The following is a 14925-nucleotide window of genomic DNA, read 5'->3' on the forward strand; positions in this document are numbered from 1 at the left end:
CAGGGCTAGGGACCCCGGCGCGCGGCGTGCATGCTGGAAGCTTACATCAGGTTGCGCGTGGTAAGGAACGCGACGACCGAGTCGTAGACCTTCTGGGTCAGCTCGTTCTTCTTGGCCCACACCGCCCATTCTTCCTTGGCGATATTGCGGAATTTCTTGCGCTCTTCGGCCGGCATGTCGATGACCTCGATGTTCGGGTCGGCACGCGCTTCCTGAACGGCGGCAAGATCCTTGGCCTTCAGCTTGAAGACGAGTTCGTAGGCGAGCGAATCGGTCGCCACTTCCATGATCGTCTTCAGGTCGTCCGGCAGGCCGTCCCAGATCTCCTTGTTCATGGAGACCGCGACCATCGGCAGGGAATGGAAGCCCGGATAGTTCGGATAGTTGGCGAACTGGTGCAGGCCTTGCGCGTGATTGGTCGAAAAGACGGTGTAGTCGGCGGCGTCGATGACGCCCTTTTCAAGGCCGGTATAGACTTCCGAGCCCGGCAGGTTCACCGGCGAGGCGCCGGCCTTGGCGAAGATCTCGTAGACCATGCCTTCCGGGGCGCGCAGCTTCAGGCCCTTCAGGTCGGCGACCGAGCGGATCGGCTTCTTGGTGACGAACGCCTCAAGGCCGGTCGCCGCCGCACCGATCAGGTGCACATTGTAGGGCTCGACGAGTTCGTTATAGAGCTCCTCGCCGCCGCCATACTGCATGTATTCCATGAACTCCAGCGGATCGCCCCAGGCGCCGACCAGGTTGCCGAGCATGGAGAACGCCGGGTTGAGGCCGGAGAAGTAGCTCGGGTCGGTCAGGTGGCCCTGCAGGATGCCGGAGCCGACGGCGTCGAGCGTCTGGTTGTGCGGCACTACCGCGCCGGTCGGCAGGATCTCGATCTTGATCCGGCCGCTCGACATCTTGTTGATGTTGTCGGCCCAGTGCTGCTTGATCTTGAACTGTTCCTCACCGGCGGTCTCCGAGGTCTGGAACGTCCATTCATATTCTGCGGCCTTGGCCGCCTGGACGGCGACGGCCAGCCCCAGGGCGGCGCCGACGAGCGCGCCGGTGCGTGCCAGTTTCGAAACGATCATGGGAGCATCTCCTCGCTGTTATGACCCGGCTTTGCTGCCGGATGGTTCTGGACGCAACTCCGTGCCGGAGGCGTCCGGGGTGAGCCTCGCCCTGACGCGAGCGAGGATTTCGTCATTGTCCCGCGACGTCGTCAGACCGAGGTCGTAGCCGGTCCGGTTCATGACGTGCAGGGCCGCGTCGAAGGCGGCGTCGGCATCGCGCATGCGGATGCATTCCATCAGGTGCCGATGGCGCCCGAGGCTGTCGCGCAGTTCGTCCGCGGTCTCGTTGCTGATCCGGATGACGAGCAGGATCGACGGGCTGAGGATGTGCGCAAGCTGCGCCCAGACGAGATTGTGCGTCGCCCGGTAGATGGCCGTATGGAAGGCGATGTCGGCCTCGGTGAAGGGCGAGATCTCGGTGCCGTCGCGGGCATGGCCGCGGTCCTGGTGCCGCGCCATCATCTCGAACGCCTCTTCCATGGCCAGCAGATCGCGGGCATTGGCGCGCCGCGCCGCGATCGCCGAGATCACCGGCTCGATGGTGATGCGGAATTCGAAGATCTCGCTGAGGAAATCCGGGTTCGGCGCGGCGAAGGTGCCCATCCACTCCGTCACGGTCGGATCGAGGAAGTTCCACTCGCGGTATTCCTGGACGACGGAGCCGCGGCCGGCCTGGCGGGCGATGATGCCGAGGGTCGCCAGCGTCTGCAGGCCGCTGCGCACCGAGGCGCGGCTGATGCCGAACTGGGTGACGAGCTCGATTTCGGGGGGGATCTGGTCGCCGGGCTTCAACTCGCCGGCAAAGACCTGCTTTGCCAGGTGATGGGTGACGAGGTTGCCGACTTCGCTGCGGCCGACCGTCGTCTTCCTGCCTGTTGCGGAAGCCGAGTCCATTCTGTGACGTTCCATCCCGGTATCTGTTTTGTAAGCAGCCTAACAAATGTCAGACAATTCGGCAACGGTATTCTGACAATTAAGGCAAGGTTGACGGACCGGACCGCGACATCGAACGCTCCGGCCCGGATGGCAACGCCGCCCGCCGGCGCCAGTCCGCCTGCGGCGATTTGCCGGGCGCGGCGACAACAGGCCGCCATGGCGTCCGGTAAGATGGACGGCGTTTCCTTTCTGCCGAGAAGCTAGTTGCAAGTTAATCGCAATAAAGTTAGAAGGGGATCAGAATTTAAAATCGTTCTAAGAACACTACGTGAAATCCGCTAGGAGCCCCGATGCGTCGCCCCGTTCTGCACCTTGCCACCGGCGTCCTTTTTGCGATCGGGCTCGCCGCCGGCGCTACCGCGGCCTCCGCCGCGAAGATGAAGGTCGTCACCACCTTCACGGTCCTTGCCGACATGGCCGCGAACGTCGCCGGCGACGCCGCCGAGGTCGTCTCCATCACCAAGCCCGGCGCGGAAATTCACGGCTACGAGCCGACCCCCCAGGACATCGTCGGCGCCGTCGATGCAGACCTGATCCTGTGGAACGGCCTCAACCTGGAGCGCTGGTTCGAGCAGTTCCTCTCCCATCTCGGCGACATCCCCTCCGCCACGCTGAGCGACGGTATCAACCCGATCCCGATTAAGTCCGGCTCCTATGAGGGCATGCCGAACCCCCATGCCTGGATGGGCCTGGAGAATTCGCTGATCTACATCGACAATATCGTTGCCGCGTTTTCCGAGCACGATCCGGACAATGCCGCCGTCTACGAAAAGAACGCCGCGGCCTATAAGGAGAAGCTGCGGGCGACGCTGGAGCCCCTGCGCGCCCGGATCGCCGAGATCCCCGAGGACAAACGCTGGCTGGTCACCTGCGAGGGCGCCTTCAGCTACCTCGCCCGCGACTTCGGTATGAAGGAGCTGTATCTCTGGCCGATGAACGCCGACCAGGTCGGCACGCCGCAGCAGGTCAGGAAGGTCATCGACGGCGTCAAGGACAACGATGTCCCGGTGGTGTTCTGCGAAAGCACCGTCAACACCGCCCCGGCCGAACAGGTCGCCCGAGAGACCGGGGCCAGATATGGCGGCGTGCTCTATGTGGATTCCTTGAGCGAGCCGGGAGGGCCGGTCCCGACCTATCTGGACCTCCTGCGGGTCACGTCCCGGACCGTTGCCGACGGCCTGACGGGCGACACCAACTGACCGGCGCTGCCAGGAAGGACCGGGCCGCCCCGGAGAACAAGAAATCATGCTCGACCAGACCCAGCCGATCGACAGTCGCGCCGCCAGGGACGGAACCGGAAGCGGCATCCTTGCCGAAAACGTCACCGTCACCTACCGCAACGGCCACACCGCCCTCTTCAAGGCCAGCTTCGAGATCCCGCGCGGCACCGTGACGGCGCTGGTCGGCGTCAACGGTGCCGGCAAGTCGACGCTCTTCAAGGCGATCATGGGGTTCCTGCCGCTGGCGACCGGCGACATCCGCCTGCTCGGCCGCACCGTGAAACAGGCGCTCAGCGAAAACCTCGTCGCCTATGTGCCCCAGTCCGAGGAGGTCGACTGGGCCTTCCCGGTGCTGGTCGAGGACGTCGTCATGATGGGCCGCTACGGCCATATGGGTTTCCTGCGCCGGCCCCGCGCCGCCGACCGTGCCGCCGTCGACGAGGCGCTTTCCCGCGTCAACATGACGGAGTTCCGCCACCGCCAGATCGGCGAACTCTCCGGCGGCCAGAGGAAGCGCGTCTTCCTTGCCCGCGCGCTCGCCCAGGAGGGCCGCGTCATCCTCCTCGACGAGCCCTTCACCGGCGTCGACGTCAAGACCGAGGAACAGATCGTCGCCCTCCTTCGCGAATTGCGCGACGAAGGCCGGGTGATGCTGGTCTCCACCCACAATCTCGGCTCGGTCTCGGAATTCTGCGACCGTACGGTGCTGGTCAAGGCGACGGTCCTCGCCTACGGGCCGACGGAGACCACCTTTACCAGGACGAACCTGGAAAAGGCCTTCGGCGGCGTGCTGCGCCACTTCACCCTCGGCGGCGCGGCGCTGCACGAGGACGCCGACGACACCCGCGAGGTCACCATCCTCACCGACGACGAGCGGCCCTTCGTCCAGTATGGCGAGCGCACCGTCCAGAGCCGGCCCGAGGCGAGCGGCGACGAGGAAGACGGGTCCCCGAAAGGCGGATCGCAGCAATGATCACCCATCTCCTGGAGCCCTTCGGCTACAGCTACATGACCAACGCCATGTGGGTCTCGGCCCTCGTCGGCGGCGTCTGCGCGTTCCTGTCGGCCTATCTGATGCTGAAGGGCTGGTCGCTGATCGGCGACGCCCTTTCCCATTCCGTCGTGCCGGGCGTTGCCGGCGCCTATATCCTCGGCCTTCCCTTCGCCCTCGGCGCTTTCGTCGCCGGTGGGCTGGCGGCCGGTGCCATGCTGTTCCTGTCGGAGCGCTCCGGCCTCAAGGTCGACGTCATCATCGGACTGATCTTCACCTCGTTCTTCGGCCTCGGCCTCTTCATCATCTCGGTCAATCCGATGGCGGTCAGCATCAACACCATCACCATGGGCAACATCCTGGCGATCACGCCGGAGGACACCCTGCAGCTCGCCATCATCGGCATCGTCTCGCTGGTCGTGCTTTTGGCCAAGTGGAAGGACCTGATGGTGACCTTCTTCGACGAGAACCACGCCCGCTCCATCGGCCTCAAGCCCGGGCTCCTGAAGGCCGTCTTCTTCGTCCTTCTCTCCGCCTCCGTCGTCGCTGCCATGCAGACGGTAGGTGCCTTCCTCGTCATTGCCATGGTGGTGACGCCCGGCGCCACCGCCTATCTCCTCTGCGACCGCTTCCCGCGGCTGATCCTGACGTCGGTAGCGATCGGCACGGCAACGAGCTTCATCGGCGCCTATGCAAGCTACTTCATCGACGGCGCCACCGGCGGCATCATCGTCAGCCTGCAGACGTTCATTTTCCTCATCGCCTTCGTGCTCGCCCCTAAGCACGGGCTGATCGCCGCCCGCCGCCGGGCCGCCGCGGTCCGCCGCCAAAGCGAGGCTGGGGGGACCCGCATCGAGGAGGCCGCGTGATGTCCCTCGATGCGCTCCTGATGCCGTTCCAGTTCGGCTTCATGCAGAACGCCTTCTTCCTTGCCGTCCTCGTCTCCGTGCCGACGGCGCTTCTGTCCTGCTTTCTGGTCCTGAAGGGCTGGGCGCTGATGGGCGATGCCGTCAGCCACGCCGTGCTGCCGGGCGTCGTCCTCGCCTACATCCTCGGCCTGCCGCTGATCGTCGGCGCGTTCTTTGCCGGCATGACCTGCGCGCTCGCCACCGGCTATCTCTCCTACAACAGCCGGGTGAAGCAGGACACGGTGATGGGCGTCGTGTTCTCCGGCATGTTCGGCCTCGGCATCGTGCTCTACGTCTCCATCGACACCAACGTCCATCTCAGCCACATCCTGTTCGGCAACATGCTGGGCGTGGAGGCGAACGAGCTGTGGACCGCCGGCCTCATCTCACTCGCCGTTTCAGCGGCCATCGCGCTGAAATGGAAGGACCTGGTGCTGCATGCCTTCGACCCGGCGCAGGCCCAGGCCTCCGGCCTGCCCGTCGCCTGGCTTCACTATGGGCTGCTGGCGGCCCTGTCGTTGACCATCGTCGCCACCCTTGCCGCCGCCGGGCTGATCCTTGCCATCGCGCTCCTGATCGCGCCCGGCGCCATCGCCTTCCTCATGGTCCGCCGCTTCGGCGCCATGCTGTTCGTCGCCATCGGCGTCTGCATGGCCTCGATGATCGCCGGCACCTATCTGAGCTTCTTCCTCGACAGCGCCCCGGCCCCGACCATCGTCCTGGTGCTGACCGCCCTCTTCATCGTCGCCTTCGTGCGCCGCCTCATCCTGACCAGGCGCGCTTCGATGCGGGCCGTTGCGGCCGGGGATGCCAGGTAGCGGCCCCACCCTTGGAGCCCTCAGGGAAACCCCTTATGGTGGCCGGCAAATCCACCACAGGAACCGGAAGGCCCGCCCCATGACCGAAGACGCAGCCGCCGCCCCCGCCAAGCCGGTCGACAACGCCCGCCACGCCCAGAAGATGGCCAAGAAGAAGGCCGCCCGCGACAAGATCATGGCGACGAAGTCCGGCGAGAAGGGCCTCGTCATCGTCCACACCGGCACCGGCAAGGGAAAGTCCTCCTCCGGCTTCGGCATGATCCTGCGCTCAATCGCCCACGAGATGCCCTGCGCCGTCGTCCAGTTCGTCAAAGGCGCCTGGGATACCGGCGAGCGGCGCCTGCTGACCGGCCATTTCGGCGATCTCTGCCAGTTTTATGCGATGGGCGAGGGCTTCACCTGGGAGACCCAGGACCGCGAGCGCGACATCGCCGCAGCCCGCGCCGGCTGGGAAAAGGCCAAGGAGCTGATCCGCGACGAGACCATCCGCATGGTGCTCCTCGACGAGATCAACATCGCGCTGCGCTACGACTATCTCGACGCCAATGAGATCCTGGAATTCCTTGCGACCGAAAAGCCGCCGCTGACCCATGTCGTGCTGACCGGCCGCAACGCGCCGGAAGCGCTCATCGAGGCCGCCGACCTCGTCACCGAGATGACCCTCGTCAAACATCCGTTCCGCTCCGGCATCAAGGGCCAGCCCGGCGTGGAGTTCTGAGCGAAAGGCGCCCACGCCGCCACGCGATCCCGGCCGCATCCGCGTAAAGCCCGATTGACACTGGACGCTCCGCTTGCTTGACAGGGATGGAGGCGCGTTCGCGCGCCCGACGATCCGCAAGGCATGCCCGCGACAGAATCCCAATGAACACGCGTCCCCCGTTCCCCGACGACTGCCCGCCCCTGCCCGACATTACGGTGCCGATGCTCGACCCGGCGCCGCCGCGCCGTGGCCGCTCGCTGATGATCCAGGGAACGAGCTCCGACGTCGGCAAGAGCCTGCTCGTCGCCGGCCTCTGCCGCGCCTATGCGAGGCGCGGCCTGAAGGTTGCCCCCTTCAAGGCCCAGAACATGTCGAACAACGCCGCCGTCACCGTCGATAGCGACCTCGAAGACAGCCCGGACGGCCCCGCCCCGCGCGGCGAGATCGGCCGCGCCCAGGCCCTGCAGGCCCGCGCCTCCGGCCTGCCGGCATCCATCCACATGAACCCGGTGCTCCTGAAGCCCCAGGCGCTTGTCGGCTCGCAGGTGGTGCTGCGCGGCCGCGCCCTCGGCAACTGGCCGGCGCGCCACTACCACAACCTCAAGCCCATGCTCCTGCCGGCGATCATGGACAGTTATAGGCGCGTCGCTTCTGAGGCCGACCTCGTGCTGGTGGAAGGCGCCGGCAGCGGCACCGAGGTGTATCTGCGCCATTGCGACATCACCAACATGAAGCTGGCCGAGGTCGCCGACTTGCCGGTGGTGCTCCTCACCGACAATGATCGCGGCGGGGCGATCGCTGCCGTCGTCGGCTCCTGGCTCTTGCACGACGAGACCGAGCGCGCCCGCATCCGCGGCTACATCGTCAACAAGTTCCGAGGCTATTTCTCGCTCTACGAACCCGGCTGCGACGTCATGACGGAAAAGACCGGCTGGCCGCTCATCGGCGTCGTGCGCTGGTTCGACACCGCCGATCACCTGCCGGCCGAGGACGCCCTGGCCCTCGCCCGCCCGGCCCGCAGCGAGGGCGGCAGCCTCGTCGTCGCCGTGCCTCAGATCTCGCGCATGGCCAATTTCGACGACCTCGACCCGCTGTCGAGCGAGCCCGGCGTCGACCTCAGATGGGTGCGCCCCGGAAGGCCGATCCCGGCCGATGCCGACGTGGTCCTGCTGCCCGGCTCCAAGACCACCCGCGCCGCCCTCGATACGCTCGTCGCCGAAGGCTGGGACATCGACATCCTCGCCCACCATCGCCGCGGCGGCCGCGTCGTCGGCATCTGCGCCGGCTTTCAGATGCTGGGACGGGTCGTCCGCGACCCGGACGGCATCGAGGGCCCGCCGGGCGAGACGCGCGGCCTCGGCCTCCTCGACATTACGACCACCATCGGCGGCGACAAGCGGCTCATCGAAATCGACGCCGACGACTCCGTCAGCGGCACCCGGGTGACTGGCTACGAGATGCATATGGGCCGCACCGAAGGAAAAGGCCTGGAACGCCCCTGGTTCCGGCTAGACAGCCGCCCCGAAGGCGCGATGTCGCCCGACGGTCGCGTCATGGGCGGCTACCTCCACGGCATCTTCGGCGCCGACGGGTTCCGGCGCCACTGGATCGCCGAGGTCGGCGGCGCGGCCTCTGAGCGCCGCTATGAGGCCGAGGTCGATGCGGCCCTCGACGCCCTTGCCGATCAGCTCGAGCAGGACCTCGACCTCGACGCGCTGCTGGCGCTCGCCACATGACATCCCGCGCCCGCCGGCTGATGGTCATGGGCACCGGCTCGGACGTCGGAAAGAGCCTCGTCATCGCCGGCCTCTGCCGCGCCTACGCGCGCCGCGGCCTAAAGGTGGCGCCGTTCAAGGCCCAGAACATGTCGAACAATGCCGCCGTCACCGCAGACGGCGGCGAGATCGGGCGCGCCCAGGCCCTGCAGGCCCGCGCCGCGAAAACCGCGCTCCATACCGACATGAACCCGGTGCTCCTGAAGCCCGAGACCGACATCGACGCCCAGGTGGTGGTCGCGGGAAAGGTGCTCGGCCGCTATTCCGCCAGCGCCTATCAGGACCTGAAACCCAGCTTGCGCGCCGCCGTGGTCGAATCCCTCGACCGCCTGTCGGAAAACCGCGACCTCATCCTGATCGAGGGTGCCGGCTGCGGCGCCGAGCGCTATCTGCGGCCCCAGGACATCTCCAACATGGGCCTTGCCGAGGCGGCCGACCTTCCCGTACTGCTGCTCGGCGACGAGTCCCGCGGCGGCGTCACGGCATCCGCCATCGGCCACCACCGGCTCTGGACGCCATCGGAGCGCGCCCGCGTCGCCGGCGTCCTCGTCAACAAGTTCCGCGGCGACCCCGCCGTCTTCGCGCCGGCCGCAAAGGACATCGAAGCCGAAACCGGCTGGCAGGTGCTCGGCCTCATCAGGTGGTCCGAGGCCGTGCGCGCCTTGCCGCCGGAAGATTCCCTGGCGCTGGAAAAACGGGCGGCAACTGGCGCCGGCCTCGTCGTCGCCGTGCCCCAAATCCCGCGCATTTCCAATTTCGACGACCTCGACCCGCTGGCCGCCGAGCCGGGCGTCGAGGTGCGCTGGATCCGGCCCGGAACCCCGTTCCCGGCCGAGACCGACGTCGTGCTGCTGCCGGGCTCCAAGAACACCCGCGCCGCACTGGATGCTTTGCGTCGGGAAGGCTGGGGCATCGACATCCTCGCCCACCATCGACGCGGCGGCCGCCTCGTTGGCGTCTGCGCCGGCTTCCAGATGCTCGGAAAAACGGTCCGCGACCCGGACGGGATCGAAGGCCCCTCAGGCGAAACGCCGGGCCTCGGCCTCCTCGACATCGCAACCACCATCGGACCGGAAAAACGCCTCGTCGACATCGACGCCCCGGACGCCATCAGCGGCACGCGGATCACCGGCTACGAGATGCATATGGGCAAGACGGAAGGCCCCGGCCTCGCCCGCCCCTGGCTGATGCTCGATGGCCGCCCCGAAGGCGCCGTCTCGCCAGACGGCCGCGTCATGGGCGGCTATCTGCACGGCCTCTTTTCCGCCGACGGGTTCAGGAGCCACTGGATTTCCGAGATGGGCGGCAATGCCTCGACCCACCGCTACGAGGACGCCGTCGAAGCCGCCCTCGATGCCTTCGCCGAGGAACTGGAACAAGACCTCGACCTCGACGCGCTTTTGGGGCTGACGCGCTAGAGAAGAAGCCACTTTAGTGAATGGCAGGTGAGGTATGCCGTCATCGCGAGGAGGCCCTAAGGCCGACGCGGCGATCCAGGGGCAGCTCGCTCGGAGCACGCGGCCCCTGGATTGCCACGCGCGCAAGGGCGCGCTCGCAATGACAATGTCTTTAGACCTTCACGAGGCGGCGCCGACGCAGAAAAACCCAGCCTCAATCCTCGTCCTCATCCTCCGGCGCCCCCGGCGGCCTTGGCCGCCTGGTCGGCGGATCTGTCTGCTTCTCGCCCTTCCAGACCACCGGATATTCCAGCCATTTCTGAATAAAATTCCAGGATTGCAGATAGCCGTCATGGGGCAGCTTGCAGGCCGAGCAGTCCTTGCGCGTCAACCCGTTCTTGTCGGTGTAGACCTCATAGGGTCCCGGGCACTCATAGGCGATCAGCGGGCAGTAGCAGAACAGGCAGTTGAACTCCCGCTTCACCCCCTGATGGCAGGGCAGAAACGGGCAGGCCTCGTTGGTGAACCCCTTGAAGGCCTCGTTCTTGGTCATGTCCTTGGGTTGCATGGGACGTCCTTGGGCAGTGCCCGCTAAACCATGCCCGTTACCTAAAGTGCCGTCGGGCCGGGTCAACCTGTCCGTTCGGCGAAGGCTTATTTGATCCTGAGCGGCTGGCCGCAGACGACCAGGGTCACTTCGCCGGCGACTTCGGCCACTTTCTGATTGAGACTACCCTGCGCATCGCGAAAGGCGCGGGCGAGCGCGTTTTCCGGCACGATCGACATGCCGACCTCATTGGTGACTAGGACCACAGGGCTTTTCTGGCGCTTCAGCGCCTCAAGGAGCGTCTCCACCTCCGGCTCCCAGGGCTTTTCGGCCAGCATGAAATTGGCGAGCCATATCGTCAGGCAATCGACCAGCCGCGCGCCCGCGCCATCCGTCTCATCGAGCGCTTTCGCCAGCGCCAGCGGTTCCTCGACCGTTTCCCAGTCGTCGCCGCGCCTGTCGATATGGGCCGCAACCCGGTCGCGCATCTCGTCGTCATAGGGCTCTGAGGTGGCGATATAGACCGGCCGGCCGGCAAAGCTTTTGGCCCGCTCCTCGGCAACGACGCTCTTGCCCGAACGCGCGCCGCCCGTCACCAGGATGATCTCGCCCATGTCCCTCACTCCTGCGGCAACTTCATTGCCGCGATCCATAACCGCCGCCGCCGCGGCGTTCAATCGCCCCTGTCGAACGGTCCCCGCAATTGCGACCGCCGCCGAAGCGTCCTAGGAAAGGCCGGCACGAACGCGAAGGCCTGCAAGATGGACGCCCAGCAAGAGCCCCCGAGAGAGGAAAAGCCCGCCGGCCCGGCCGCGCGCATGGCCGATGAGGCGCTGACGGCCGTCCTCGGCCTGCAGTTCCTGACGCGGCTGACGATTCCCATCGACACCCGCTATTCCACGGGGCGCATGGCGCGCGCCATGGGCTATCTGCCGCTCGCCGGCCTCGTCATCGGGGCGGCCATCGCCCTCGTCTACTGGCTCGCCGCATTGATCCTGCCGCCACTCGTCGCCGCCTTCCTGGCGCTCGCCAGCGGCGTCCGGCTCACCGGCTCCCTGCACGAGGACGGCCTTGCCGATGTCGCCGACGGCCTCGGCGGCGGCACCACCCGCGAGCGCGCGCTGGAGATCATGCGCGACAGCCGCATCGGCAGCTACGGCGTCATCACCCTCGTCATCGTCGTCGGCCTGAAGGCCGCCAGCATCGGCGCCCTCGGCCCCGCCGCCGTCGCGACGATCGTCGCCGCCCACGGGATCAGCCGGCTGTCCGTGCTGGCGATGATGGTCCGCCTGCCCTACGCCCGCAAAGAGGGCGCCGCCGCCTTCGCCGGCACCGGCCCGGGCCCGACCCGCGTCGCCATCGCGGTCCTCACCGGCGCGGCAACGTTTCTCGGCCTTGCGATCCTCGTCTCGCCGCTCGCGGCCCTCGCCACCGCCCTTGCCGCCGCCGCCGTCTATTTCTGGCTGGAGCGCATGCTGAAACGCCGCATCGACGGCTACACGGGCGATGCGCTGGGCGGCCTGCAGCAGCTCACCGAGACCGCCATCCTGCTCGCCGTGCTCGCATGCCTCTGATATTGCTGCGCCATCTGCCACCGGACATCGCTTCGGGCATCTGCTACGGCCGGCTCGACGTGGCGGTGCGTGCCGATTTCGAAAACGAGGCCGCCGCCTTGATCCCCGGCCTGCCGCAGGCCAAGCGGATCGTTTCCAGCCCCCTCACCCGCTGCCGCCGCCTGGCCGAAAAGATTGCTGCCGCCCGGGACCTCGACATCGCTATCGACACCCGCCTCGCGGAAATTGACTTCGCCCGATGGGAAGGCGTTCCCTGGGACGACGTCCCGCTTGCCGAACTCGACGAATGGGCCGCCGACGTCCTCGGCGCGCGGCCCCATGGCGGCGAGAGCGTTGCCATGCTCGCCGAGCGCGTCGCCGCCTTCCTCGCCGACTGCGATCCGGCCGAAGCGCTGCTGTGCGTCACCCATGCCGGCGTCATGCGCGCGGTGCTGGCCGCCACCGGCCATCCGGACCCATGGCAGGCGAAATTCGCCTATGGCGACTGGATCGTCCGCGACCTGCCGCCCGTCACTCCTGCTTGACACATAAGGCCGACTGGCGCATCGGGAGGCGCAAGCACAAGGACGTTCCATGACCGATCCCACCCTCCTGCCGCCCGGCCTCGTCGTCTCGGCCCCCGCCTCCGGCCTCGGCAAGACGACCGTGACGCTCGGCCTCCTCAGGGCCCTCCGCGACGAGGGGCTGAGCATCCAGCCCTTCAAGAACGGCCCGGACTATATCGATCCGGCCTTCCACCGGGTCGCCGCCGGTCATGCCTCCTTCAATCTCGACGGCTGGGCGATGGGCGAAGACTTGCTGGAGGCCATCGCGGCAAAGGCCGCCGGTTGCGACCTCGTCGTCGCGGAAGGCTCCATGGGGCTCTATGACGGCACGGTCGCGCCCGGCGCCGGCGGACGCGGCACGAGCGCGGAGATTGCCGGCCGCTTCGGCTGGCCGGTGGTGCTGGTGCTCGATGTGGGCGGCCAGGCCCAGTCGGCGGCGGCAACGGCGCTCGGCTTCGCCCGCCACCCGGATGCGCCGAAGCTTGCCGGCGTCATCCTCAACCGCGTCGCCGGCGCCCGCCACGAAATGATGATCCGTTCCGAGATGGCCCGGCTCGGCATCGCCGTCCTCGGCGCCCTGCCCCGCCGCTCCGACCTCGAAATGCCGGAGCGCCATCTTGGCCTTGTCCAGGCCGAGGAGCATGCGGACCTGGAAGCCGCCATCGAGCGCCTCGCCGCCTTCATCCGCGACCATTGCGATCTGGGGGCCATCCGCGATGCGGCACGGGTGCGGCGCGACCCGCCCCGCGGTGGCGCCCTGCCAACGCCGCCGGCCCAGCGCATCGCGATGGCCAAGGACACCGCCTTTTCCTTCATCTACCCGCATCTGCTGGACGGCTGGCAGGCGGCCGGCGCGGAAATCCTGCCCTTTTCGCCGCTCGCCGACGAAGCGCCCGACGAGAGTGCCGACCTTGTCTGGCTGCCCGGTGGCTATCCGGAACTGCATGCGGCACGCATTGCGGCGGCGACCAATTTCCGCGAGGGGTTGGTCAAGCACGCCGAGGATAAGCCGATCCACGGCGAGTGCGGCGGCTACATGGTGCTCGGCGAGGCGCTGATCGACGCCGACGGCACCCGCCACGAAATGGCCGGCCTCCTCGGCCTCGTCACCAGTTACGAGCGCCGCCGGCTGCATCTCGGCTACCGCCAGGCTCGGCTGCAGGCGCCGGTGCCGGGGCATGAACCCGGTGCCCTCCTGCGCGGCCACGAATTCCACTATTCGACCATCCTGGAGCAGCCCGACGAGGCGCTCGCCGAGGTGCTGGATGCCGGCGGCAACCCGGTCGCGGAGACCGGATCGCGGCGGGGACAGGTGACCGGCAGCTTCTTTCACCTCATTACGGAGGAGACCCGGTGAGCGAAACGCCCTTCGACCTCGCCCTCATCGGCATCGGCATCGGCAACCCGGACCATCTGACGTTCGAAGGCGCGGCGGCGATGCGGAACGCCGATCTCATCATCATCCCGCGCAAGGGCGAGGATAAGGCCGACCTTGCTGACCTCCGGCGCGAGATCTGCGCCCGCGTGCTGGACGGGGCCGGCACGCAGATCGCCGAGTTCGACCTGCCGACGCGCGACGCCGATGGCGACTATCTTTCCGGCGTATCGGACTGGCACGACGCCATCGCCGCCGTCTGGACCGAAACGATCGCCAGCGCCGCCCCAAGACCGAAAAAGGTCGCCCTTCTCATCTGGGGCGACCCCTCGCTCTACGATTCCTCGCTGCGCATCGCGGCCCGTCTCGACCCGCAGCCGTCGATCCGGGTCATCCCCGGCATAACCGCCCTGCAGGCGCTGTGCGCCGCCCACCGCATCCCCTTCAACGACGTCGGCGCGCCGGTGCTGGTGACCACCGGCCGGCGCCTCCGCGAGCGCGGCTGGCCGGCGGACGCCGACACGGTCGCCGTCATGCTCGACGGCGCCTGCGCCTTCCAGAGCCTCGACCCGGGGGGGCTCACGATCTGGTGGGGCGCCTATCTCGGGATGGACGGGGAGATGCTGTTCTCCGGGCCGCTGTCGGAGGTGGGTCCGGATATCGTCGCGACCCGCGCCGAGGCGCGGGAGGAGCGCGGCTGGATCATGGATATCTATTTGATCCGCAAGCTTGCACGGGCCGGTTGATTGCAGGCGCTCAAGCCAAAACTCTGCCGTCACCCCGGCCCCCGAGCCGGGGTCTATTGCCCGTCGCAGCACGGTATGCCGGTGGCAATCGCGAAGGCCGCTCCTGGATTGCTTCGCTTCGCTCGCAATTGTGCAAGTTCAGATATTCGCTGATGGGATTGCGGAAAGGAGCGACCCATGCGCGACAACAGCTATGACCGGACGATTGAACGGAACTATGTTCAGAAGTGGCGTTTCCTGATCAGGGAATATGAGGAGGTCAAGGCCGGCCGGTCGTCGGCCTTTGCCACGGTCGGGGCCTTTTACCGCCACCACGGCACCTGCTCGCAGACCTTCCG

15 protein-coding genes are annotated in these 14925 nt (G+C 67.2%); 11 read left to right on the top strand and 4 right to left on the bottom strand.

What is annotated here, in order from left to right:
* Window positions 1-41 precede the first annotated feature (41 nt).
* Together CH339_RS22610 and CH339_RS22615 are read right to left on the bottom strand one after the other, a co-directional pair.
* Window positions 42-1073: a TRAP transporter substrate-binding protein gene (locus CH339_RS22610; protein WP_111436674.1), complete on the bottom strand. Its 1032-nt coding sequence runs from the start codon at window positions 1071-1073 to the stop codon at window positions 42-44.
* 18 nt (window positions 1074-1091) lie between these two features.
* Window positions 1092-1949, bottom strand: coding sequence for a FadR/GntR family transcriptional regulator (locus CH339_RS22615; RefSeq protein WP_111436675.1), 858 nt, complete (start codon window positions 1947-1949; stop codon window positions 1092-1094).
* 332 nt (window positions 1950-2281) lie between these two features.
* Here CH339_RS22615 and CH339_RS22620 point away from each other — a divergent pair, with 332 nt between their 5' ends.
* The 7 genes from CH339_RS22620 to CH339_RS22650 all read left to right on the top strand — a co-directional run bounded on the left by CH339_RS22620 (window position 2282) and on the right by CH339_RS22650 (window position 9821).
* Entirely contained in the window at window positions 2282-3190 is a 909-nt protein-coding gene (locus CH339_RS22620; RefSeq protein ID WP_111436676.1) for a metal ABC transporter substrate-binding protein, read from the top strand.
* 46 nt (window positions 3191-3236) lie between these two features.
* Window positions 3237-4184 carry a manganese/iron ABC transporter ATP-binding protein gene (locus tag CH339_RS22625; RefSeq protein WP_111436677.1) on the top strand — a complete coding sequence of 316 codons (948 nt, stop codon included), beginning with the start codon at window positions 3237-3239 and terminating at the stop codon, window positions 4182-4184.
* Complete coding sequence (locus CH339_RS22630) at window positions 4181-5071, top strand: metal ABC transporter permease (RefSeq protein WP_184443409.1); 891 nt, start codon at window positions 4181-4183, stop codon at window positions 5069-5071. Before CH339_RS22625 ends, CH339_RS22630 begins: the two co-directional genes overlap by 4 nt.
* Complete coding sequence (locus CH339_RS22635) at window positions 5071-5928, top strand: metal ABC transporter permease (RefSeq protein WP_111436678.1); 858 nt, start codon at window positions 5071-5073, stop codon at window positions 5926-5928. The genes CH339_RS22630 and CH339_RS22635 overlap by 1 nt, the downstream gene beginning before the upstream one ends.
* Window positions 5929-6007: 79 nt before the next feature.
* The gene (gene cobO, locus CH339_RS22640; RefSeq protein WP_111436679.1) at window positions 6008-6646 is read left to right on the top strand and encodes a cob(I)yrinic acid a,c-diamide adenosyltransferase; all 639 of its coding nucleotides are present in this window, start codon (window positions 6008-6010) and stop codon (window positions 6644-6646) included.
* A 203-nt stretch (window positions 6647-6849) separates the two neighbouring features.
* Window positions 6850-8364: a cobyric acid synthase gene (locus CH339_RS22645; RefSeq protein ID WP_111436687.1), complete on the top strand. Its 1515-nt coding sequence runs from the start codon at window positions 6850-6852 to the stop codon at window positions 8362-8364.
* On the top strand, window positions 8361-9821 hold the full coding sequence (locus tag CH339_RS22650) for a cobyric acid synthase (protein ID WP_244668890.1): 1461 nt from the start codon (window positions 8361-8363) through the stop codon (window positions 9819-9821). The genes CH339_RS22645 and CH339_RS22650 overlap by 4 nt, the downstream gene beginning before the upstream one ends.
* A gap of 193 nt (window positions 9822-10014) precedes the next feature.
* On the opposite strand, the gene CH339_RS22655 is transcribed toward CH339_RS22650, so the two are convergent.
* A complete protein-coding gene (locus CH339_RS22655; protein ID WP_111436681.1) occupies window positions 10015-10368 on the bottom strand; it encodes a cysteine-rich small domain-containing protein in 354 nt (117 codons plus the stop codon).
* Between the two features lie 86 nt (window positions 10369-10454).
* A complete protein-coding gene (gene cobU / locus CH339_RS22660; protein ID WP_111436682.1) occupies window positions 10455-10961 on the bottom strand; it encodes a bifunctional adenosylcobinamide kinase/adenosylcobinamide-phosphate guanylyltransferase in 507 nt (168 codons plus the stop codon).
* A gap of 147 nt (window positions 10962-11108) precedes the next feature.
* Here cobU and cobS point away from each other — a divergent pair, with 147 nt between their 5' ends.
* The 4 genes from cobS (at window position 11109) to cobF (ending at window position 14587) form a co-directional block, all read left to right on the top strand.
* On the top strand, window positions 11109-11921 hold the full coding sequence (cobS, locus tag CH339_RS22665; RefSeq protein ID WP_201240820.1) for an adenosylcobinamide-GDP ribazoletransferase: 813 nt from the start codon (window positions 11109-11111) through the stop codon (window positions 11919-11921).
* The gene (gene cobC / locus CH339_RS22670; protein WP_111436683.1) at window positions 11912-12445 is read left to right on the top strand and encodes an alpha-ribazole phosphatase family protein; all 534 of its coding nucleotides are present in this window, start codon (window positions 11912-11914) and stop codon (window positions 12443-12445) included. Before cobS ends, cobC begins: the two co-directional genes overlap by 10 nt.
* Window positions 12446-12512: 67 nt before the next feature.
* Window positions 12513-13823 carry a cobyrinic acid a,c-diamide synthase CobB gene (locus CH339_RS22675; protein ID WP_201240821.1) on the top strand — a complete coding sequence of 437 codons (1311 nt, stop codon included), beginning with the start codon at window positions 12513-12515 and terminating at the stop codon, window positions 13821-13823.
* A complete protein-coding gene (gene cobF / locus CH339_RS22680) occupies window positions 13820-14587 on the top strand; it encodes a precorrin-6A synthase (deacetylating) (protein ID WP_111436685.1) in 768 nt (255 codons plus the stop codon). Before CH339_RS22675 ends, cobF begins: the two co-directional genes overlap by 4 nt.
* The last annotated feature ends 338 nt before the right edge of the window (window positions 14588-14925 follow it).

The sequence above is a fragment of the Rhodobium orientis genome (assembly GCF_003258835.1).
Taxonomy (GTDB): Bacteria; Pseudomonadota; Alphaproteobacteria; order Rhizobiales; family Rhodobiaceae; genus Rhodobium; species Rhodobium orientis.